The following is a 19,675-nucleotide window of genomic DNA, read 5'->3' on the forward strand; positions in this document are numbered from 1 at the left end:
GCAGGGTGATTAAAGCATAAGCGCGATGGAAGCTGTGTTCTTTAAGGTGAGTGAGTAGCTTTTGATAAAGTAAGCGATAAACCCTTTAATGGTATTCGGTGGCGCGGTATAACCGTTAGTTCGGTTGAATCAACAAAAGCGGCTTTGCTCTGGTAAGCGCTATTATATGCAAAACCAACAATTTGCCCTTACGGGTCTAAGGCAACAAATAAATTACTTGAGTGTCTTTTTAAACCCCCCATTACTTGCCGATTTAATAGGCAATACATTGCCACTAAAACTTACGCGTCCAATAATTTATTAAAATTTAATGAATAATTGTGCGGTAAGGTGAACTGCCCCTAAGTCATATTAGGTCATCCATCAAGGTGCTATACAAAACCTCTGGGCTTGCGGAAATAAGGTTACACATTGTCTTTTTTTAAATCACTTGTGGCATAAAGTTTGCTATATCAGTTGCAGGTATAAAAAGGGAAATCGGCATGCAAATAAATTCGACGACTAATGCATATGCGCATCATCAATTATCTGATGATTCCATATTAAAAATTAATCGGGGTGAAACTCTTGAAGCGACTCCTTATACAGGTACTGCCTTTGATAATGTGAATCCGAATGGTCCACCTCTTAGCAGTTACAGAACCAACGGCTACTACGGTAAAGAGTCTGCTTCTGTGAGTATAGATGAGAAGAAGACATCTTTAATCGATGCCAGAAAAGAACGTCATACAATACAAAGTTACGAATTGACGGATCGAAATATTGAGAGTTATGCCGACAGCATGCTCGGCCATGCCGATGAACATATAACCCTATCTACAGTTTCTGTCGGAGGAAATTTTGTCTCACTAGAAACTACTTGGGGTCAAATATCTAGACCTTTTACTTCAGACGCTCCGACTAATTTCGAGCTAGCTGAAATTGCTAAAGACTTATACGATAATGCAGGTGACAATTCCCCACAAAAGGCGGCACTTGAGAAGTTTTTAGATTCAGACGGCAGAATGTCACACACAATCACTGATCAGCTTATTGCTGAATCAGGTGGTGATTTTTCAACTTTTGTTGAGAAGCTGGAGGGGCTATTTGGCGAACAGGTTTCTGTTGAACAATTTTCTGAAGGCGAAGGGCCTACCTACGCAGAGAGTCATTTATTACTTAACGGATCAACCTTTGAAGATTTTGTCACTAGCCAAACCGACAAAATGCACAAAGCTAAAGAGCGTTATGAAAGCTTTGATGATGAACTAGCTAAACAAAACGTCCTCGGTAGAAGCACGTACAATACTCTACAAATATCTGAAAGTGCGTATAATAATCTAGAGTTCACAGATACCAAGAAAGAATCATTTATGAAAACTTATGATGAAATTTCAAAACTAACTTAAAAAGGAAGAAACGGACAGCCAATTCAACTAGAGACGATATCTGCTTGTTCCAATTTCAATCGGGCGAACCTTATTGTTCCTAAACACTAGCCTATAGATTGCTCACAGGCTAATTCAAGCAAGGCAACGTCGTGACGTTGATTAAACTTAACACCGACTTGGCTCATTTTGCCTACTTGCTCAAAACCAAATTGCTGATGCAAGCGCAACGAGCGTGGGTTGGGCAGGGTGATTAAAGCATAAGCGCGATGGAAGCTGTGTTCTTTAAGGTGAGTGAGTAGCTTTTGATAAAGTAAGCGACCACACCCTTTTATGGTGTTCTGTGGCGCGGTATAAACCGTTAGTTCGGTAGAATCAACAAAAGCAGCTTTGCTCAGGTAAGCGCTATTATAGGCAAAACCAACGATATGCCCTTGTGGGTCTAAGGCAACAAATACTCTATAGCGCTCATTGCTAATCAGTTGTTGATACCAGTGTTGACGTTGCTCGAGCGACCATGGGTTAATATCGAACGTGATGGCGGTATCAGCAATGTAGTGATTGTAGATGTGATTAATTTGGACTAAGTCGTTGGGTATTGCGAGGCGGATGGTAATCATCAATTAGCCCTAATAAAGAGCTGACCTAAACAAAACAAAGCTAAATTAAACAAAGCAATGAGTTGTTAGGCCAGCGTAGTGAGATTAAAACTCGAAAGTAGACCAAATTGGCGCGTGATCAGAGGGCTTTTCAATCGCTCGTAATTCGTAATCAACATCTGACTCGACGCAATACTGGCTTAAATTTGGCGTCGCTAAAATAACGTCAATGCGTAGGCCGCGGTTATCGTCAAAGCCACGAGAGCGGTAATCGAACCAGCTGTAACATTCGGTGCGTTCAGGATGAATTAAACGGAATGTATCATCAAGTCCCCAACCTTGCAGCGTCGCTAACCACTCGCGCTCTTCTGGTAGGAAGCTACACTTTTGGGTTTTTAACCATCGCTTGGCGTTGTCTGCACCAATGCCAATGTCTTTTTCGGCTGGCGAGATATTAATGTCACCCATCACAATAACGTTTTCGTCATTGGTGTGGTTAGTTTCAAGGTATTGCTGTAAATCTTGATAAAACTTTTCTTTGGCAGGAAATTTGGTTTCGTGCGTACGATTTTCACCTTGTGGAAAGTAACCATTTAACACGCGAACTTTTTGACCCGAGGTGCTGGTTACTGTGGCCATAATCATTCGGCGCTGGGCATCTTCTTCGTCAGTTTCAAAACCGTATTGCACGTCTTCAACGGCCAAATTGGTCATTAAGGCGACGCCATAGTGGCCTTTTTGGCCGTGGTAAAATACCTTGTAACCCATTGCTTCTACGGCTTCTAGCGGAAACTGCGGATTATCAACTTTAATTTCTTGCAGGCCGATTACGTCTGGCTGGTGTTTGTCGATCATCGCTTGTAATTGATGCAGGCGGGCACGAAGTCCATTGATATTAAATGAGATTACTTTCATGATAATTTGCTCTATTGGCTTATGTTTTTGCGGTCAGCTGCTATTTTAGCTGATCAACCTAAGTAAAAGTTTATACTTTCACGCGGATTAAGATATTGTGCAATTTCTTGCGGCATGCTGGTCGGTGCCAGCACTTTGTCGATCTTAATCGATTCTTGTTTGGTATTAATAATGGCCGCTTCATTGCGTGGCACATCTGGATCATAAATTAAAACATTCGGAAATAACAAACGATTACTGTCGGCTGTGATCACAATGCCATACTGCTCGCTTGATAACTGCACAAATGTGCCCGGCGGGTAAATGCCCATGGTTTTTATAAAGGCATTTAGCTGGGTTTGATCGAACAATTTCGCTTTATTTTTAAAGATAAAAGCAATTGCTTGCGCTCGACTGCGAGCCTTAGTGCCTGGCGCGCTCGGATGACACAACGACTCATAGAAATTGACCAGCGAGACAATTAAAGATAACGGGTGCAGTTGGCTAATAGTTTTACCTGTCGGATAACCGGTGCCATTAGCAAACTCATGATGCTCCACCACGATTTTTTTAACGGTGTCAGATATATCAGGTGATAAATTAAGATAATCCACCGAATAACTCGGGTGTTTTTCTATCACGAATTTACGTTTACTGGGCGTAATATCAGTGCCAGTAAAAAACTGCTGGGGAATTTTCAACTTACCAATGTCGTGTAATAAACCGGCTATGCCCAGTTCAATCAGTTCGCTCTGCTCTAGACCTAATTGTTTGGCAATCATCATTGCTAGCATCGAGACACAAATGGCGTGTTGCTGCATTTGTGAATCGTCTCTGTCGTCGTCAACGAGGTGCAGCACAATATTATCTTTAACCAATAGCGCATCACTCATTGAATGAATGACTTCGGTTGCCTCAATCATTGCTTGTAATGGTCTAGATTGAACTTTGTGGGTTAACGCGCGTACTTTACTCAAAGCAATATGATAGTCGGACTCACATTTTTTTATGGCCCGGCGATATGCTTGCATTTGTTCAATTTGTTGGCTTTTTTGCTCGTTCATTGCCGTTAGTTCAGCGTCTAATTCCTGATCATTTGCCATCACTAAATCATCTTCAGGTGTGGCGGCAGACTCGGGTAGTGGCTTGGCTGAGCTTTTTGTTGGGATGGCCCACACATGCATAATATTTACTTTACGCAGTAAATCTATTTGCTTGATTGAGCTTATCTTAAACTGATTAAACATAAACGGATGATCATTCCAAGCCACAGGCATCTCAATGTAGATGCCGGGCTGGAGCCGCTCAATGGCTAATTTTATCCGTTTGTGATCTGATAACATGGATTTGGTTCAACACTAATTAATTGAGTAGCAAGTCGTTAAGGCAATACTTTTTTGTAGGGTTTAACCGTAACCTTGGCGTAAACACCTGCTGCTACGTAAGGATCAACATCGGCCCATGCTTGCGCGTCAATAAGCGAGTCAAATTCGGCAATCACTAATGAGCCACTAAATCCGGCCGCGCCAGGATCTTCACTGTCGATCGCGGGAGTCGGGCCAGCAACCAATAAGCGACCTTGTTGTTGCAACTGGGTAAGGCGCGCTAAATGATCAGGGCGTGCTGCTAGGCGTTTTTCTAAACTGTTTGCGACATCTTCTGCGTAAATCATGTACCACATGGGATTATTTCTCCTCGTTGCTTTGTTCTGGAAAGTATTTATATAGGTAAGCGCCTGTAATTACAAACAATACCAAGGTAATAGCTGTTAGGCCAAAGACTTTGAAATTAATCCAAATGTCTAAGTCAAAATTAAAGGCAATGAAATAATTCAATAATGCCGCAGAGCCACAGGCAATAATCCAACCAATGTTAATATTGCGCCATACATGGTCTGGTGCTTCTATGTCTTTGCCGAGCATTTTCTGTGGAATAGGCTGGCCTAACCACTGATAACCCGCAAGCAGTACCGCAAATAAGCTGTAGATAATAGTGACTTTCCACTTGATAAAGGCATCGTCGTGGAAATAGAGCGTTAGTCCGCCAAAGACAACGATCATGCCTAAGGTTAGCCAATGCATCTTTTCGACTTTTTTATATAAAATTTGCAGTAGGGCAATCTGTAAAATGGTCGCGGTAATTAACGTACCGGTCGCAATATAAACGTCAAACAGATAATAAGTGATTAAAAACGAAAGTAGGGGCAGGAAATCGATTAATTGCTTCATAAAATACCAAATGAAAAAAAATAACTGGCCGGAACGGTCTAATAGTTTCAGTTATGTTAAAACAACCACACCAGAGATGCCATTACTAAATGACAGCTCTGATGATTTAATTAACGAAAATTAAATTTTGGTTGCGGCCTTCATTGAGCTAATAAATTGATGAAGCTCAGACAGTTGCTGTTGTGGTTTGTTTAAGTTTTGTTCAATAATTTTAACCACAGCTGAGCCGCTAATGATGCCGTCGGCACCAGCAAGCAGGCCTGATTTAACATCTGCAGGGGTCGAAATGCCAAAGCCTAATAACAACGGCGCCGAATTTAACTGTTTTAATCGTTCAATAAGGTGGTTTACTGGCATTTGCACTTTGGTTTCGGTACCCGTAACACCAGCGCGGCTTAGCAGGTAAGTATAACCTTGGGTGTTCGCAGCTACTTGCTCTAAGGTGGCATCAGAGCCATTAGGCGGCGCAATGAAAATAGCTTGAACCCCAGCCTTATTTGCGGCGGCGATAAACGGCTTAGCTTCACGCAGTGGCACGTCCGCCACTAACACCGAATCAACCCCAGCTTGATGACATTGCTGGTAAAAGCTTTCAATGCCGTTTGATACCACGAGGTTAGCGTATAACAATAGGCCGATTGGCACGGTTGGGTGCTTTTGACGAATTTTGGCTAATAGCTCAAAACAAATTGGCGGAGTAACGCCGCTGGCGAGCGCTCGCTCAGCTGCCGCTTGAATGGTTGGGCCGTCAGCACTAGGATCAGAAAACGGAATGCCTAACTCTAGCGCATCGGCACCAGCGTCAATTAAGGTATCGATAATCGCTAGGCTTTGCTCAGCGTTTGGATCGCCAATACAGACAAAGGGTACAAATGCGCCTTCGTTTTTGGTCGCAAGTTGATTAAATAAATCTTGATATCTGGTGGTCATGTTAAGCATCCCCTTGCGCGTTTTTGGCCGCGTCTTGTTGTTCGAAAATCTTGGTGACGTGGGCTAAATCTTTATCACCACGGCCAGATAAATTGACTAATAGTGTCATTGGTTTATCAGCCTGTTGCGCCATTTGATAAGCATAGGCAAGCGCGTGAGACGACTCTAACGCAGGGATAATACCTTCACAACTGGCCAACTGTTTAAAGGCAGTTAGGGCCTGGTCGTCGGTCACTGAAACGTACTGGGCGCGGCCAGTTTGCGCTAAATACGCATGCTGAGGGCCAACTCCTGGGTAATCTAAACCAGCAGAAACCGAGTAAGACTCTTCAATTTGGCCGTGTTGATCTTGCATCAAATACGTGTGCGTACCGTGAATAATACCTTTACGCCCTTGGCCAATCGTTGCGCCGTGATGGCCTGTATCAACGCCTAAACCAGCAGGTTCAACGCCAATCAGCTTAACATCGCTTTCTTTAAGGAAATCGTTAAACATGCCAATCGCGTTTGAACCACCGCCAACACAGGCAATAACAACATCAGGCAAGCCACCTTCGGCCGCGAAAAATTGCTTTTTCGCTTCTTCGCCGATCATTTTTTGAAATTCACGAACCATGGTTGGGAACGGATGTGGCCCAGCGGCTGTACCGAGCAGGTAATGTGCCTCTTCATAAGTTGCAGACCAATCACGCAGTGCTTCGTTAACAGCATCTTTAAGCGTACCTGAGCCTGCTGTAACTGGGATCACTTCTGCGCCCATTAGCTTCATTCTAAATACATTGGGTTGCTGACGCTCACAATCTTTCGCGCCCATGTAAATGCGTGCTTTTAAGCCAAGCAGGGCACAAGCCAATGCAGTTGCTACGCCGTGTTGACCCGCGCCAGTCTCGGCTATAATTTCTGTTTTACCCATACGTTTGGCCAGTAAGGCCTGACCCAATACCTGGTTGGTTTTGTGGGCGCCGCCGTGCAACAGATCTTCACGCTTTAAGTAAATTTTTACTAAAGGGTTAGGGCTAAAATTACGACACAAAGTCAGTGCGGTTGGGCGACCGGCATAATTTTGTAATAAATCACCGAATTCTTGCTGAAAATCAGGATCGGTTTGGCTCTCAATAAAGGCCTGCTCTAATTGTTCTAAGGCTGGCACCAAAATTTCTGGGACAAACATGCCACCAAAATCGCCGAAGTAGGGAGAAAGTTTTGTCATTTTGTGTTCCTAAATTTAGTAATTTCTAATCGTGGACATTAATTCGTTGATCTTATCGCTGTCTTTAACCCCAGGGCTCGATTCAACCCCTGAGTTAACATCGAGACCGTAATAGCCGCTGTTGGCCGCTGTTTTTATATTGGCTGGTGATAAACCGCCGGCCAGCATTGCTTTAGCTCTAATCTGTTGTGGCACTTGTTCCCAGTCAAACGTGTGGCCGGTGCCACCAAATTGAGTACTGTGAGCATTGGTGACTGCGCTGTCGATTAGCAGTCGGTCGATATTGTCATCACTGACTATTTCGCCGAGTTGGTCACTGCGTACCGCGAGCCAAATTTGGCAGTTAGCATTTAATTGCTGACGCAAGTCGGCAATGTAATCAGACGCTTCGTTGCCGTGCAATTGAATTACGCTTAAGTTAAGTTCATTGGCGTATTGCACCACCGTCGCAACTTCTTCATTGACGAATACGCCAATGAAATTCAAGGCGGCGCTCTCACTGATGATTTTCGCTTGAGCCAACTCAACATAACGCGGTGACTTTTTAGCGAAAATAAGACCACCGTAAATAGCACCTGCGCTGGCAACAACTTGTGCTTGTTCAGGCGTTGTTAGGCCACATACTTTGGTGTTGCCATAAATTAATTTGCGGCAAGCCAAATCGATATCAGCTTGAGCCATCAATGAACTGCCAACCAAGAAACCATCAACAAAAGGAGCCAGTGCTAAAATTTGCTGGTGGTCGTTAATGCCCGACTCAGAAATAATCACCCGATCTTGCGGTATTTTAGGCGCTAAGATCTTGGTGGTATTAAGGTTAATCGACAAGTCGCGTAAATCGCGGTTGTTAATGCCAATAATTTTTGCGTCAAGTAATATCGCGCGTTCGAGTTCTGCTTGGTTGCTTATTTCGGTTAACACATCCATTGAATATTGAGCAGCAACCTTGGCTAACGCTATATACTGCGCGTCATCAAGCACTGACAACATCAGTAAAATGGCATCGGCGCCCATGTAACGTGCGAGGTAAATTTGGTAAGCATCGACAAAGAAGTCTTTACAAATAATTGGCTGTTCTAACATCGAGCGAACCTGTTTTACATATTCAAAGTTGCCTTGAAAATATAGCTCGTCGGTTAATACCGAAATGGCGCTGGCATGCGCTCGGTAGCCGTCAGTAATTAGTGGCAAGTCAAAATCGGCGCGGATCAGGCCTTTCGACGGCGAGGCTTTTTTACATTCGAGAATGTAGCTCGCTGGGCCTTGGCGCAACGCATCAAACAAACTGCGGTTAGAGGGTGCTAACTCGCTGAGAATTTCAGCTTCAGGATACTTAAGCTTAAGCTCGGCAATCTGTTGCGGTTTCGTTGCAACTATTTGATCTAATACGGTGCCAGTGAGTTTTGTGCCGCTCACTGGGCCATTTTTTGTATTGATCTCAATCGGGTTCTGTTCAATTGTAGTCATTTATAAGACCTCGCTACTTGCTTGCGCTAACTGCTGGACAATATCGAAAGGTTTACCACTGTTGATCACTTCATTTGCCAGCGTAACACCCGCAGCTAATGAATCAACTTTATCACTTAATAATAAGGTAGCAGCAACATTAACAGCTACGGCCGCTTGATGAGCTTCTTGGCCTTGGCCTTTAAGTAATGCCGTGATCAGTATTGCATTGTGCTTAGCATCGCCACCTTCTAATGCGGCTAGCGGGTAAGTTTTAATGCCCATTTGCTCTGGCGTAATTTGATAGGTGGTAATTTTACCATCTTTTAACTCAGCAACATCGGTTGGGCCATGAATGGCTATTTCATCGAGACCTGAACCGTTAACCACTAATGCGCGCTCAACACCAACGAGCTTGAGCGTTTGGGCGATAGGCTCTAATAAGGCCTTGTCGTATACCCCCATCAGCTGTGTTTTTGGCGACGCAGGATTAATCAATGGACCAAGCACATTAAATATCGTTCGAGTTTTTAAACTCTGGCGCACTGGCACAGCAAAGCGCACACCTTGGTGATATTGCACCGCAAATAAGAAACACAAACCAATCTCATCTAGACACTGGCGGCTGCGCTCAGGGCTAAGATCAAGCTTAATGCCAAGCGCTTCGAGTAAATCGGCCGAGCCTGATTTAGACGAAACACTGCGATTACCGTGTTTGGCTACTTTTACGCCGCAGGCTGCTGCAACAAAAGCACTAGCAGTCGAAATATTAATGGTGTTGGCACCATCACCGCCGGTACCGCAACTGTCCAAAAATGGATAATCAGGGCTAGGGAAGGCTAATGCTTGTGATTTTAGTGCTAGCGCAGCGCCTGCAATTTCTTGCGGGCTTTCGCCTTTAATCTTTAATGCGGTTAACAAAGCACTTAATAAAATAGGTTCAACATCGCCACTAATAATTTGATTAAATAACTGTTGTGATTGCTCTAAGGTCAGTGACTGGCCCTGATAAAGTTTTTCCAAACAAGCGTGAATCATGTGCAATCCTTTAGAGTTAGTTGAGTTTGACACAACATATTGAGAGATTGAGATAATAGCGTTTCACCGAGCGGGGTTAAAATCGACTCAGGGTGGAACTGAAAACCAATAATCGTTTTGGTTTTGTTGGCCACCGCCATCACAATGTCGTCGACATGAGCAATTGCATCGAGCGTTGCTGGCACACTGTGGGCCATTAACGAATGGTATCTTGCTACTGGCATTGGATTAGCCAAGCCTTCAAACGGCGCGCTATTGTCGTGGCTTATCAGTGACGCTTTGCCATGAACGGTTTGCGGTGCCAGCCCGATTTTACCACCAAAGGCTTCGATAATTGCCTGATGACCAAGACAAATCCCAAGCATTGGCACTTTATCAATCGATAACTTAATTAGTTCGACCAAGCAGCCTGCTTGCGATGGTGCGCCCGGGCCCGGAGATAGTACCAGCACTGGCGGCAGATCGCTGTTAGCCATTTGTTCAATAATAAATTGCGGGTCAATATCGTTGCGATATATCGTCACCTGCGCGCCCATGACTCTAAATTGGTCAACGAGGTTGTAAGTGAATGAGTCGAAGTTATCGAGTAAAAAAACTCGGCAGTTGGTTAAATTACTCATTGATGCCTCCAGCAAGAGAAATAGCGGTGATCACAGCTTGAGCTTTACTGCGTGTTTCGTCGGTTTCGGCTTGTGGATCTGAATCAAACACCACGCCTGCGCCGGCTTGAATAATGGCTTTGCCATTGCTGACAAAGGCCGAACGAATAATAATACAGCTGTCCATGTCGCCGGCACTATTGAGATAGCCGACGGCGCCACCGTAACTGCCACGGCGTTGTTGTTCTGTTTGACGAATAAGGTTTGCGGCTTTAATTTTTGGCGCGCCAACCAAGGTGCCCATGTTCATGCACGCTTGGTAAGCATGCAGTGCATCAAGATCGTCACGTAGTTTACCGGTAACCCGAGACACTAAGTGCATTACATGAGAATAACGGTCTACTTTTAGTAACTCGGCAACTTTACGGGTTCCTGGTTCTGAAATACGCGCGACATCATTACGGGCTAAATCAACCAACATAATATGTTCGGCTAATTCTTTTTTGTCGAGGCGTAAATCAAGTTCAATTCGGCCGTCTAAATCATCATTAATTGAACCGTCGTGATTTAACCCGCGGCGTCTGGTGCCGGCAATTGGGTAAACTTCCACTAGGTTGCTGGCTTTTTCATACTTAAGCGCACTTTCTGGCGACGCGCCAAATAGCACGAACTCGCTGTCTTTAACGTAAAACATATAAGGCGACGGGTTTGTTATCTTAAGCTGGTTATAAGCGGCTAACGGATTAGGGCAGGGCAGCGTAAATGCGCGTGATGGCACCACCTGAAAAATATTACCTTGCACGATCTGTTCTTTAAGCTCAATTACCTGTTGGCTAAACTCATTATCGCTTATGTTAACTTCAACTGGCGTAGTAATTGGTTGGCCACAGTGATCAAAGTTCTTAAATTGATCAATTTGCAATGCAAACTGCTGGTGGCTGGCTGTTATTGAGGTGAGCAACTCGTCAGCATAAACTTGGGTGGTTAATGTGGCTTGCTGACTTTGGTGATCTAACACTAATAAACTTTGGCTCAGGTAAAACACAAAATCGGGACAATGATTATCGCCATTTTTAACTTCGGGCAATTGCTCGATGCTGGCAATCATGTCGTAGGCAAACGTACCCGCGAGTACTTGATCGTTCTCGATTAACTGAAACAACTCACGCAGCGCAGTAAAAGGCGATGGCGCTTTTAAGCGTTCGTCTTCGTCAAGCTGGTGCGGTGGCAGCGGATAACTTAATGTTAGTTGCTCGGGTGTTTGATTGGTGATGACACTGGCAAAGTGATTGCTTAATGGTGCGATTAACGCTCGGCCATTATCATTTAAAACATCAATCACCACATCACGACCGTGACACGTTAGTTTTAAGGCACTGTCGATAACCATCAGGCTCTTTAAGCTGTTTTTGCTGTCGATTTCAGCCGACTCAAGCAGCACTACATTGTGACTATTTTTGGTCAATTGACCAAACAGCTCGGTTGGGCTGGCGCAATAGCGACAATTAGTACTAATTAATTGATTTTTTATCATCGGTTTAATTCACCCTTTAAACAGGCACGCTTTAATTAAATTTGTCGCGCCATGTCGTTTATTTCGAACACAAAAAAACCCGCTAGACTTAGCGGGTTTTTGTGTTTCTTAGTTTGTATTATTTACAACAAATCACACTGCCCGCATCGCTTGCAAGTGCCACCACCAAAATTTAGTAAGACGTAAGCTGTTATTTTGTTGCATAATACCTGTATCTTATAATTTAGTTGTTGTTCGGACTGTCTTCTGCTGGTTATTTAACCAAAAGTGACAAGATGTTTGTTGTTTGTGCCTATAGAAGATAACTTTTCGTTATAAAAGTCAAGTCTCTATTTACATAAGGTTAAAATTTTGAATAAGTTGGGTCAAAAATGATTGTTGATTTACATTGCCATAGCACCATATCTGATGGCGTATTGTCGCCGCAAGCCGTTGCAAACAGGGCTGTTGAGCGTGGTGTTGGCATGCTGGCGTTAACGGATCATGACTCGATTGGCGGACTGGCGTTATTACAAAAAGAAATAACTGATAACAATTTAGATCTGCAATTAATTTCAGGTGTTGAAATTTCGACCTGTTGGCAAAACAAAGATATTCACATTGTTGGTTTAAATTTTGATCCGAAATCGCCGTTGTTAACAGCTTACTTGCTTGAGCAAGACGAAATTCGTGAACAACGGGCGCGTGACATCGCTGCTCGTTTATTAAAGGCTAAACAAATTCCTGATGTTTACGAAGGCGCTAAAGCCATTGCGGGCGACGCTCAAATTACTCGCTCACACGTTGCGCGTTATTTAATCCAGGCGGGTATCGTAAAAGACAATGCCAGCGCGTTTAAAAAATTGTTAGCGCGCGGTCAGGCAGGTTATGTACCAAGTCCGTGGCCTTCAATGGCCTCAGCCATTGAAGTGATTACAAAAAGTGGCGGCCAGGCGGTACTGGCTCACCCAATGGGTTATAAACTCTCGGGTAAATGGTTACGGCGTGTGATTGTTGACTTTAAAGCCGCTGGTGGCCACGCGATAGAAGTTGCCGGTTGCCAATTAGCCGCGCAACAACGCAGTCAATTGGGGCAATATTGTCTTGAATATGATTTACTGGCGTCGCAAGGCAGCGATTTTCATTTTCCAGCCAGTTGGATAGAGTTGGGGCGCAATTTGTATTTACCTAAAGATGTTACTGGCGTGTGGGAAAGTTGGTCGTAATACCAATTATTATAAATAACATCTTGTTTGAGCTATTATTACCATCGTTATTCGCGTAAATCACCTTAATAAATTGGAGTTCGTATGAGTCAGTTTTTTTATGTCCACCCCGATAATCCCCAGGCTCGATTAATCGACCAGGCGGCTAAGATCATCAGTGATGGCGGTGTGGTGATTTATCCGACCGATTCAGGTTATGCAATTGGCTGTCAACTCGACAACAAAAGTGCGTTTGATAAAATATGCCGGATTAGAGACATCAGTAAAGAACACAATTTTACCCTGATGTGCAGTGATTTATCGCAAATATCAAATTATGTTCGGTTTGATAATCAGTGTTTTAGAGCGCTGCGCAATAATACCCCTGGTGCTTATACCTTTGTTTTTAGGGCGACCAAAGAAGTGCCAAAACGGGTTCAAAATGCCAAAAGAAAAACCATTGGCATTCGGATCCCCAACAACATTATTGCTTTGGCGTTGCTCGAAAAATTAGCCGAGCCAATTTTGTCGACCTCACTTATTTTGCCCGGCTCGGTAATGACCGAGTCAGATCCGGAAGATATTAGAGACAAGCTTGAAAAACACGTTGAGCTAATCATCAACGGTGGCCACCTTGGTGAACACCCAACAACAGTCGTCGATATGTCTGACGGTGATTTTTCTATTATTCGGGTCGGTAGTGGCGACGTGGCCCCATTCGAATAACATTCACTAATTGTGGTATGAAATTCGTTGTAATGTGAAACTGGCTGCAATTTCAGCCCTTTTATTCTCTTTGTATTTTTTTGTTTTAAGGTTATACCGTTATAATGACGATAGACGTCGAACTAGCCCCTGAGCCAATTGCGATGGTTGCAGGGCTGCCCTTTGTCAAACAACCCAGTGATTTGTTTATTCCTCCTGATGCATTGCAAGTATTCTTGCAAGCTTTTGAAGGACCGCTAGATCTATTATTGTATTTAATTCGTAAACATAAATTCGATATTATCGATTTACCCATTTTTGAAATTACCGAACAATATATGGAATATATCGAGGTAATCAATGATCTCGATTTAGATTTAGCGGCGGAATATTTATTGATGGCGGCGATCTTGGCCGAGATTAAATCACGCATGTTATTGCCTGTTAAGCAAGAAACATACGACGACGAAGAAGAACAAGATCCACGTTTAGCCTTAGTTGAACATTTAAAAGAATATGAGCGTTATAAACAAGCGGCATTAGATCTTGATTTACTGCCTCGCAGCGATCGTGATTATCAGCAAGCGCAAGTCGCATTGGCCGATAATTTAGCGCCAGTGGTATTGCCAGCTGAGGTCGAGTTAGGCCAACTGTTTGCCGCTTATAGCGCGGTGTTAAAAAGAGTGGATAGCCAAACTCACCATAAGGTCGAGCGCGAAAAATTATCGACCCGAGCACGGATGACCCAAATATTAGCGCAATTAAACCAGGTTGAGTTTTTGCCATTTGAGCAATTATTTGAATTAAGTGAAGGACGCAGTGGCGTGGTCGTGTCATTTATTGCGGTGCTGGAGTTGGCTAAAGAGCGTTTAATATCTTGGCGAGAAACCACCGAGCCTAACCAATTAATAGTGTTTAAACGAAATGATAACAACCAAGACTGAACCTAATAGTGCAAGTAATATTAAAGCACTGATTGAAGCTGCGATTTTCTCGGTCAGCAAACCAATTAGCGTTGCACGAATAAAACAAACAATATTGGCAGATACTGATATTAGCTCGCGGCAAATAACTGATACAATAGCGCAGTTGCAAACTGAATATCAGGATCGCGGAATTGTATTGCTAGCCACTGCTAGCGGTTATCAATTTGTCACCCGTCCTGAACTTAGCGCCAGTTTAGCCATTTTATGGCAAGAAAAAGCGCCGCGTTATTCGCGAGCACTGCTAGAAACATTGGCACTAGTTGCTTACAGACAACCGATAACCCGTGGTGAAATAGAACAATTACGTGGTGTCGCAGTAAGTAGTCAGATTATGAAAACCCTTATTGAGCGGCAATGGGTCAAGGTGGTTGGGCACAAAGAAGTGCCCGGTAAGCCATCAATTTATGGCACCACCAATCAATTTTTAGATTATTTTGGTCTTGATAAACTGGCTCAGTTGCCGGTGTTGTCAGACAATCAACTCGAAGCGGCAATTAGCGACTTCGAGCAACAACAGGTATCACCATGAGTGAAAAGTTACAAAAAGTATTAGCCCGCGCTGGGCAAGGTTCCCGCCGTGAGCTGGAAAAATGGATTAACGACGGTCGAGTTAGTGTTAATGGCGATATCGTGGGTCTTGGTTGCCGCGTTGAGGCAACTGACGCAGTACGTGTCGACGGCATTAAAATTGATATCGTCAAATCAAGCGAGCAAGTGTGCCGAGTAATTGCTTATCATAAGCAAGAAGGCGAAATGTGTACTCGGGTTGATCCGCAAGGTCGCGAAACTGTGTTTGATCGTTTACCTAAGATTAAAGATGGTCGTTGGGTTGCAATTGGTCGTCTTGATATCAATACCTCAGGTTTATTGTTATTTACCAATGATGGTGAATTGGCTAATCGTTTAATGCATCCGTCACACGAAGTTGAACGTGAATATGCGGTACGAACTTTTGGCGAAGTGACCGACAAAGTGATTCAAAACTTACGTTCTGGCGTTACTTTGGAAGACGGCGTGGCCAGTTTTTCTAAAGTGAAAGCTTCAGGTGGTGAGGGTGTTAACTCTTGGTACCATGTGACCTTAGCTGAAGGACGTAACCGTGAAGTGCGCCGGATGTGGGAATCGCAAGAAGTTCAAGTTAGCCGATTAATCCGTGTTCGTTATGGTGACATCGCGTTAGAGAAAAGCTTACCGCGTGGCGGTTGGCAGGAACTTGAATTAATCCCGGTTAATTACCTGCGTAAAATGGTCGGCCTGGAAGAAGAAACAGTTTCATTCCTAGCGGTTCGTGAAGAGCATCGTAATAAGTCAGCTCGGATCCGTCGTGCGGTTCGTCGTCATGCAACGATTCAAAAGAAAAAAGCCGATGAAAGTGGCGGCCGTAAGAAAAGTGCTCGCGCTAGTACTGGCAGTCCTAAACGATTCCCTAGTAAGAAAAAGTCGACGCAAAAACGCAGAATTCGCGATTAATAGCCATTGAGCTAATGTAACGTTAGTTCTGACATTATTAAAAAGCCGCTAGTCATGTTGATAGCGGCTTTTTTATTGGGTGTTAGCAAGTGGTTTGGAAGTGGTTTGTGGTGCACTGCATATTGAATTCGGGCCATCTAACTTAATGATGTGGCTTTATACCCGATTAGAAATTTCAAAGATTAGTTCGCGGATCCAGCGGTGAGCATCACTGTCGTGAGTCCGTTCATGCCATGCCATTATTTTTGTAAACCCGGGAACCTCAAAGGGTAAGCTCATGGTGGTTAAACCTTGTGTATTTTTTATTAGTCGTTTGGGTACTACAGCGCAGAGATCACTGCTTGTTAATATATCGACCAAGGATAAAAAACTGGGCACGGACAATACCACGCGTCGTTGTTTGCCCAGAGAATTAAGAACATTATCAGTAACCCCTTCAAATGCGCCGCCAACATATGACACGATAGCGTGGTCAATACTACAAAACTGTTCAATGCTTAGTGCGTTCTCATTACAAAGTGGGTGTCCATTTCGCAACACACAGACATAAGATTCATCAAATAATTTCTTGGCTCGTAAATTTTCAGGACACACATTGGGGGTCGATAATGCAATGTCTACAATTCCGCGTTCCATTTGATCAAATAACTTATCTTCATCAATCCAACGAATGGACACTTTGATATTCGGTGCTTGTAACCTTAATTGAATTAACAGAGGTTCAATGATGGCTTTTAACGAATAATCAGTCGCTGCAATCGACAGTGTTAGCTCAGCTGATTCGGGAATAAATAGAGTGGGCTCTAAAACTCTGTCGAGCTCTTGAAGTAACTTCTTAATAGGTGCTGCTAGTTCATTAGCCCGAGTGGTTGGAATAACCCCATGCTGACTGCGTACAAAAAGCTGATCGCCTAGGCTATGGCGCATTCGTGTCAGCATTCCACTAACGGCCGGTTGACTCACCGCCAGTTTTTCGGCAGCTCTTGAGACATTTTTTTCGTCCATTAAGGTATCGAATACCCTAAGAAGATTCAGATCGAGATTTTTTAGGTTTGCCATAAGTTAGTGCAATTATTGATAACTGATTGTGTTGATTATAGAGTAAAAACTGTTTTTTATTTGGCACAAAACGGCTTTTATCTTTAGCTAGACAAGTGCTTTGCGTGCGGCATCAACTAAGCCATCTAACCACTCTTGATGACCATTTATCATTGGGTTTGGCTTTGTTACTGCCAGCTCTTTGGCAGGGGCACCGTTTTGTGTTTCTTGAGTTAGGATCCTAACGCGGTTATTAGAAAGATCTTCGATCAACCATGCGTGATGCACATCTAACCGAGTTTCACCTTCACCTGTCCAGCCGTGCCATGCTATACGAGCAGCTTGCCCTTTGACTGGCGCTATATGTTCGACACATTGAGATTCAACTGGGAACCCAAAGGTTTCAAAATAGAAACGGACATTATTTTCTAACGCAGGGCCTTGATCATTATAGAATCGAGCATTAGCTGAGTTAGCGTAATAGGTTGGCCAAAGCGATGGCGTGTTCAGTAGCGGCCAAATATCTTCAGTTGATAATCCCTCAACGATCACTTCATTAGAACAGTAGTTATCGGTAAAGCCAGGTACAAAATTTTCAGGCCAAATGATATCGCTCATAAATATATTTCCTCGGATAATGTTGTCGTAAAAACAAGCTGTTTAATTAATGAGGCTATCTTCGGATATTTTATGTTATTACTTCAATCAGCAATAAGGATAATCCATATTAGGTATACTTATATCTGAGAGGGTTAATGATTACTGCTGAGCACGAATGTTTAGGAACAATTAAGTTTGCCCTCTAGAATTTGGGATATTTGCAGTACCAAAAGAAAATACGATTAAATGAAGCCAAGCGTTTTATGCTAACAGACAAGTTCGACGCAGCAACCGCCGGTTATAAAGTGGGTTACGAAAGTGCCTCTCAGTTTAGTCGTGAATATAGCCGCATGTTTGGTGCGCCACCACGGCGTGATATAAAATCTTAAGGCGATTAAATTAAGCGAATTAAGCTAAGAAAATTAAGCTAAGTATTTAGGCTAAGTATTAAAACGGAAATGGCGCATTGGCCGGTTCCGCCAGCAATTCTTTTAATAAAATGAGGCCTTGTTCTAGGCGTTGCTCGGTGCTGATCGACATCAGTGAAAGTCGAATATGCGCGGCCTCATTGCCTGACACATCAAAGTAACTGCCACTGCTAACAATTATGCCACGATTTTTTGCTTCTATGATTAAGCGCTCTGGTTTCCAATGAGCCGGAAGCGGCAGCCAAAGGTGATATCCCGTTGAGTCGCAGGCTATTTGTGGCAATATTTTTCGAGCCAAGGCTTGGCGTTCAACAGCTGTTTGACGCTGAACATCAGCCATTACAAAGGCTTGTCCCGAGACAATTAACTGGGTCGCTGCAAGGTAGTTGATTGGCGATGACAACCAAATGTTGGCGCGAATATGAGCATTTAGCAGCGCAACCTGACTCGCTGGCGCTTTAATATAACCGCAACGCATTGCTGGGCTCAGCGCTTTTGACAGCGCCGATACATGAAAGGCTAATTCAGGAATAAAATTACTAATCGCAGCAATAGGTTGTTGGTTTAGGAAACCATAAATATCGTCTTCAATCAGCCAAATTTCTCGCTGGTTGATAATGTCTGCTATTTCGCGGCGGCGCTGTAATGGCATGGTAATGCCCGTAGGGTTTTGGTGCGATGGGATCACAACCACTAATTTAGGCTGATGCTGGGTAATAACCTGATCCAATGCTTGCGGGTCCATGCCCTGTTTATCCATAGCAACACCAACCACATTACGTCCTGACATACTGGCAATGGCCAAAATACCCGGATAGGTTAACGCTTCTACCGCAATGGTGTCTCCGGGTTGGGTCAAGGCGTTTATAAGCAGTGACAGTGCGTGTTGAGCGCCGTTGGTCAACAGGGTATTGCTAGTATCGCCACCGGTTAAGCCAAAGTGCTTAGCCCAAGTAACCCCACTTTGGCGATGAACTTCGTGGCCTGAATGTTCGGTATATCCAATCATTTGTGCGGTCAGTTGATTAGCCGCAGCTTGATAAGCCTGTTGCAGTCCCTGCACATTTTTGTATAAACACGGCTGAAGAATTGAAAAGTTAAAGTTGTCGTGTTCTTCCGGTGCCTGAATGGCCTGATTTAAATTAGCTTGGTCACACACAAAGGTGCCGCGGCCAACAAATGACTCAAGTCGTCCCTTGTCAGCTAATAATTTATAGGCTTTGGCGATAGTCGCTGGCGTTGTGTCTAATTCAGTGGCAAGTAATCGATGAGTTGGCAGTTTGGATTGCAATGGGTATTTGCCTTGATCAATCCGCTGCTCAATGATTTGCGCAATTTTACTGAATTTAACGTCGCTCACTTTATCTTTCCTAATGTCTTTATTTAGCCATATCAATTGTCACTAAGCGTGACCGATTT

At 43.7% G+C, this 19,675-nt stretch carries 21 protein-coding genes; 7 read left to right on the top strand and 14 right to left on the bottom strand.

What is annotated here, in order from left to right; translation table 11 throughout:
• The first annotated feature begins 482 nt into the window (after positions 1 to 482).
• Positions 483 to 1,388, top strand: coding sequence for a hypothetical protein (locus HRU23_11890; protein NRA54838.1), 906 nt, complete (start codon positions 483 to 485; stop codon positions 1,386 to 1,388).
• Positions 1,389 to 1,474: 86 nt separating this feature from the next.
• Here the strand turns inward: HRU23_11890 and HRU23_11895 are convergent, their stop codons facing one another.
• From HRU23_11895 to HRU23_11945, 11 genes are all read right to left on the bottom strand, one after another.
• Positions 1,475 to 1,987 carry an N-acetyltransferase family protein gene (locus tag HRU23_11895; GenBank protein ID NRA54839.1) on the bottom strand — a complete coding sequence of 171 codons (513 nt, stop codon included), beginning with the start codon at positions 1,985 to 1,987 and terminating at the stop codon, positions 1,475 to 1,477.
• 84 nt (positions 1,988 to 2,071) lie between these two features.
• The gene (gene xthA / locus HRU23_11900; GenBank protein NRA54840.1) at positions 2,072 to 2,881 is read right to left on the bottom strand and encodes an exodeoxyribonuclease III; all 810 of its coding nucleotides are present in this window, start codon (positions 2,879 to 2,881) and stop codon (positions 2,072 to 2,074) included.
• Positions 2,882 to 2,934: 53 nt separating this feature from the next.
• Positions 2,935 to 4,203 (bottom strand): DUF3391 domain-containing protein, encoded by a 1,269-nt coding sequence (locus HRU23_11905; GenBank protein ID NRA54841.1) that lies wholly within the window; start codon positions 4,201 to 4,203, stop codon positions 2,935 to 2,937.
• Positions 4,204 to 4,241: 38 nt separating this feature from the next.
• Positions 4,242 to 4,541, bottom strand: coding sequence for a YciI family protein (locus HRU23_11910; protein ID NRA54842.1), 300 nt, complete (start codon positions 4,539 to 4,541; stop codon positions 4,242 to 4,244).
• 4 nt (positions 4,542 to 4,545) lie between these two features.
• Complete coding sequence (locus tag HRU23_11915) at positions 4,546 to 5,088, bottom strand: septation protein A (GenBank protein NRA54843.1); 543 nt, start codon at positions 5,086 to 5,088, stop codon at positions 4,546 to 4,548.
• A 120-nt stretch (positions 5,089 to 5,208) separates the two neighbouring features.
• On the bottom strand, positions 5,209 to 6,018 hold the full coding sequence (gene trpA / locus HRU23_11920) for a tryptophan synthase subunit alpha (GenBank protein NRA54844.1): 810 nt from the start codon (positions 6,016 to 6,018) through the stop codon (positions 5,209 to 5,211).
• A 1-nt stretch (position 6,019) separates the two neighbouring features.
• Positions 6,020 to 7,228: a tryptophan synthase subunit beta gene (gene trpB, locus HRU23_11925; GenBank protein ID NRA54845.1), complete on the bottom strand. Its 1,209-nt coding sequence runs from the start codon at positions 7,226 to 7,228 to the stop codon at positions 6,020 to 6,022.
• 15 nt (positions 7,229 to 7,243) lie between these two features.
• Positions 7,244 to 8,695 carry a bifunctional indole-3-glycerol-phosphate synthase TrpC/phosphoribosylanthranilate isomerase TrpF gene (gene trpCF, locus HRU23_11930; GenBank protein ID NRA54846.1) on the bottom strand — a complete coding sequence of 484 codons (1,452 nt, stop codon included), beginning with the start codon at positions 8,693 to 8,695 and terminating at the stop codon, positions 7,244 to 7,246.
• Complete coding sequence (gene trpD, locus HRU23_11935) at positions 8,696 to 9,709, bottom strand: anthranilate phosphoribosyltransferase (protein NRA54847.1); 1,014 nt, start codon at positions 9,707 to 9,709, stop codon at positions 8,696 to 8,698.
• Complete coding sequence (locus HRU23_11940; GenBank protein ID NRA54848.1) at positions 9,709 to 10,332, bottom strand: aminodeoxychorismate/anthranilate synthase component II; 624 nt, start codon at positions 10,330 to 10,332, stop codon at positions 9,709 to 9,711. The genes trpD and HRU23_11940 overlap by 1 nt, the downstream gene beginning before the upstream one ends.
• Complete coding sequence (locus HRU23_11945; GenBank protein NRA54849.1) at positions 10,325 to 11,845, bottom strand: anthranilate synthase component 1; 1,521 nt, start codon at positions 11,843 to 11,845, stop codon at positions 10,325 to 10,327. Before HRU23_11945 ends, HRU23_11940 begins: the two co-directional genes overlap by 8 nt.
• Positions 11,846 to 12,216: 371 nt before the next feature.
• On the opposite strand from HRU23_11945, the gene HRU23_11950 reads away from it, so the two are divergent.
• The 5 genes from HRU23_11950 to rluB all read left to right on the top strand — a co-directional run bounded on the left by HRU23_11950 (position 12,217) and on the right by rluB (position 16,190).
• The gene (locus HRU23_11950; GenBank protein NRA54850.1) at positions 12,217 to 13,050 is read left to right on the top strand and encodes a PHP domain-containing protein; all 834 of its coding nucleotides are present in this window, start codon (positions 12,217 to 12,219) and stop codon (positions 13,048 to 13,050) included.
• An 84-nt stretch (positions 13,051 to 13,134) separates the two neighbouring features.
• Positions 13,135 to 13,755: a threonylcarbamoyl-AMP synthase gene (locus HRU23_11955; GenBank protein ID NRA54851.1), complete on the top strand. Its 621-nt coding sequence runs from the start codon at positions 13,135 to 13,137 to the stop codon at positions 13,753 to 13,755.
• 104 nt (positions 13,756 to 13,859) lie between these two features.
• On the top strand, positions 13,860 to 14,678 hold the full coding sequence (locus HRU23_11960; GenBank protein ID NRA54852.1) for a segregation/condensation protein A: 819 nt from the start codon (positions 13,860 to 13,862) through the stop codon (positions 14,676 to 14,678).
• Positions 14,659 to 15,249: an SMC-Scp complex subunit ScpB gene (gene scpB, locus HRU23_11965; GenBank protein NRA54853.1), complete on the top strand. Its 591-nt coding sequence runs from the start codon at positions 14,659 to 14,661 to the stop codon at positions 15,247 to 15,249. The genes HRU23_11960 and scpB overlap by 20 nt, the downstream gene beginning before the upstream one ends.
• Positions 15,246 to 16,190: a 23S rRNA pseudouridine(2605) synthase RluB gene (rluB, locus tag HRU23_11970; protein ID NRA54854.1), complete on the top strand. Its 945-nt coding sequence runs from the start codon at positions 15,246 to 15,248 to the stop codon at positions 16,188 to 16,190. The genes scpB and rluB overlap by 4 nt, the downstream gene beginning before the upstream one ends.
• A 156-nt stretch (positions 16,191 to 16,346) precedes the next feature.
• On the opposite strand, the gene HRU23_11975 is transcribed toward rluB, so the two are convergent.
• Together HRU23_11975 and HRU23_11980 are read right to left on the bottom strand one after the other, a co-directional pair.
• Entirely contained in the window at positions 16,347 to 17,249 is a 903-nt protein-coding gene (locus HRU23_11975) for a LysR family transcriptional regulator (protein ID NRA54855.1), read from the bottom strand.
• A gap of 87 nt (positions 17,250 to 17,336) precedes the next feature.
• Positions 17,337 to 17,846: an SRPBCC domain-containing protein gene (locus HRU23_11980; protein ID NRA54856.1), complete on the bottom strand. Its 510-nt coding sequence runs from the start codon at positions 17,844 to 17,846 to the stop codon at positions 17,337 to 17,339.
• 191 nt (positions 17,847 to 18,037) lie between these two features.
• Between HRU23_11980 and HRU23_11985 the strand changes: the two genes are divergently transcribed.
• Positions 18,038 to 18,217 carry a helix-turn-helix transcriptional regulator gene (locus tag HRU23_11985; GenBank protein NRA54857.1) on the top strand — a complete coding sequence of 60 codons (180 nt, stop codon included), beginning with the start codon at positions 18,038 to 18,040 and terminating at the stop codon, positions 18,215 to 18,217.
• A 58-nt stretch (positions 18,218 to 18,275) separates the two neighbouring features.
• Here the strand turns inward: HRU23_11985 and HRU23_11990 are convergent, their stop codons facing one another.
• Entirely contained in the window at positions 18,276 to 19,616 is a 1,341-nt protein-coding gene (locus tag HRU23_11990; GenBank protein ID NRA54858.1) for a PLP-dependent aminotransferase family protein, read from the bottom strand.
• Between the last annotated feature and the right edge of the window lie 59 nt (positions 19,617 to 19,675).

The sequence above is a fragment of the Gammaproteobacteria bacterium genome, assembly GCA_013214945.1.
Classification (GTDB): domain Bacteria; phylum Pseudomonadota; class Gammaproteobacteria; order Enterobacterales; family Psychrobiaceae; genus Psychrobium.

Bases quoted from the DNA above. Each gene is read 5' to 3' on its own strand.
- HRU23_11890 (NRA54838.1), top strand. From the start codon at position 483: ATGCAAATAAATTCGACGACTAATGCATATGCGCATCATCAATTATCT.
- HRU23_11895 (NRA54839.1), bottom strand. From the start codon at position 1,987: ATGATTACCATCCGCCTCGCAATACCCAACGACTTAGTCCAAATTAAT.
- xthA (NRA54840.1), bottom strand. From the start codon at position 2,881: ATGAAAGTAATCTCATTTAATATCAATGGACTTCGTGCCCGCCTGCAT.
- HRU23_11905 (NRA54841.1), bottom strand. From the start codon at position 4,203: ATGTTATCAGATCACAAACGGATAAAATTAGCCATTGAGCGGCTCCAG.
- HRU23_11910 (NRA54842.1), bottom strand. From the start codon at position 4,541: ATGTGGTACATGATTTACGCAGAAGATGTCGCAAACAGTTTAGAAAAA.
- HRU23_11915 (NRA54843.1), bottom strand. From the start codon at position 5,088: ATGAAGCAATTAATCGATTTCCTGCCCCTACTTTCGTTTTTAATCACT.
- trpA (NRA54844.1), bottom strand. From the start codon at position 6,018: ATGACCACCAGATATCAAGATTTATTTAATCAACTTGCGACCAAAAAC.
- trpB (NRA54845.1), bottom strand. From the start codon at position 7,228: ATGACAAAACTTTCTCCCTACTTCGGCGATTTTGGTGGCATGTTTGTC.
- trpCF (NRA54846.1), bottom strand. From the start codon at position 8,695: ATGACTACAATTGAACAGAACCCGATTGAGATCAATACAAAAAATGGC.
- HRU23_11940 (NRA54848.1), bottom strand. From the start codon at position 10,332: ATGAGTAATTTAACCAACTGCCGAGTTTTTTTACTCGATAACTTCGAC.
- HRU23_11945 (NRA54849.1), bottom strand. From the start codon at position 11,845: ATGATAAAAAATCAATTAATTAGTACTAATTGTCGCTATTGCGCCAGC.
- HRU23_11950 (NRA54850.1), top strand. From the start codon at position 12,217: ATGATTGTTGATTTACATTGCCATAGCACCATATCTGATGGCGTATTG.
- HRU23_11955 (NRA54851.1), top strand. From the start codon at position 13,135: ATGAGTCAGTTTTTTTATGTCCACCCCGATAATCCCCAGGCTCGATTA.
- HRU23_11960 (NRA54852.1), top strand. From the start codon at position 13,860: ATGACGATAGACGTCGAACTAGCCCCTGAGCCAATTGCGATGGTTGCA.
- scpB (NRA54853.1), top strand. From the start codon at position 14,659: ATGATAACAACCAAGACTGAACCTAATAGTGCAAGTAATATTAAAGCA.
- rluB (NRA54854.1), top strand. From the start codon at position 15,246: ATGAGTGAAAAGTTACAAAAAGTATTAGCCCGCGCTGGGCAAGGTTCC.
- HRU23_11975 (NRA54855.1), bottom strand. From the start codon at position 17,249: ATGGCAAACCTAAAAAATCTCGATCTGAATCTTCTTAGGGTATTCGAT.
- HRU23_11980 (NRA54856.1), bottom strand. From the start codon at position 17,846: ATGAGCGATATCATTTGGCCTGAAAATTTTGTACCTGGCTTTACCGAT.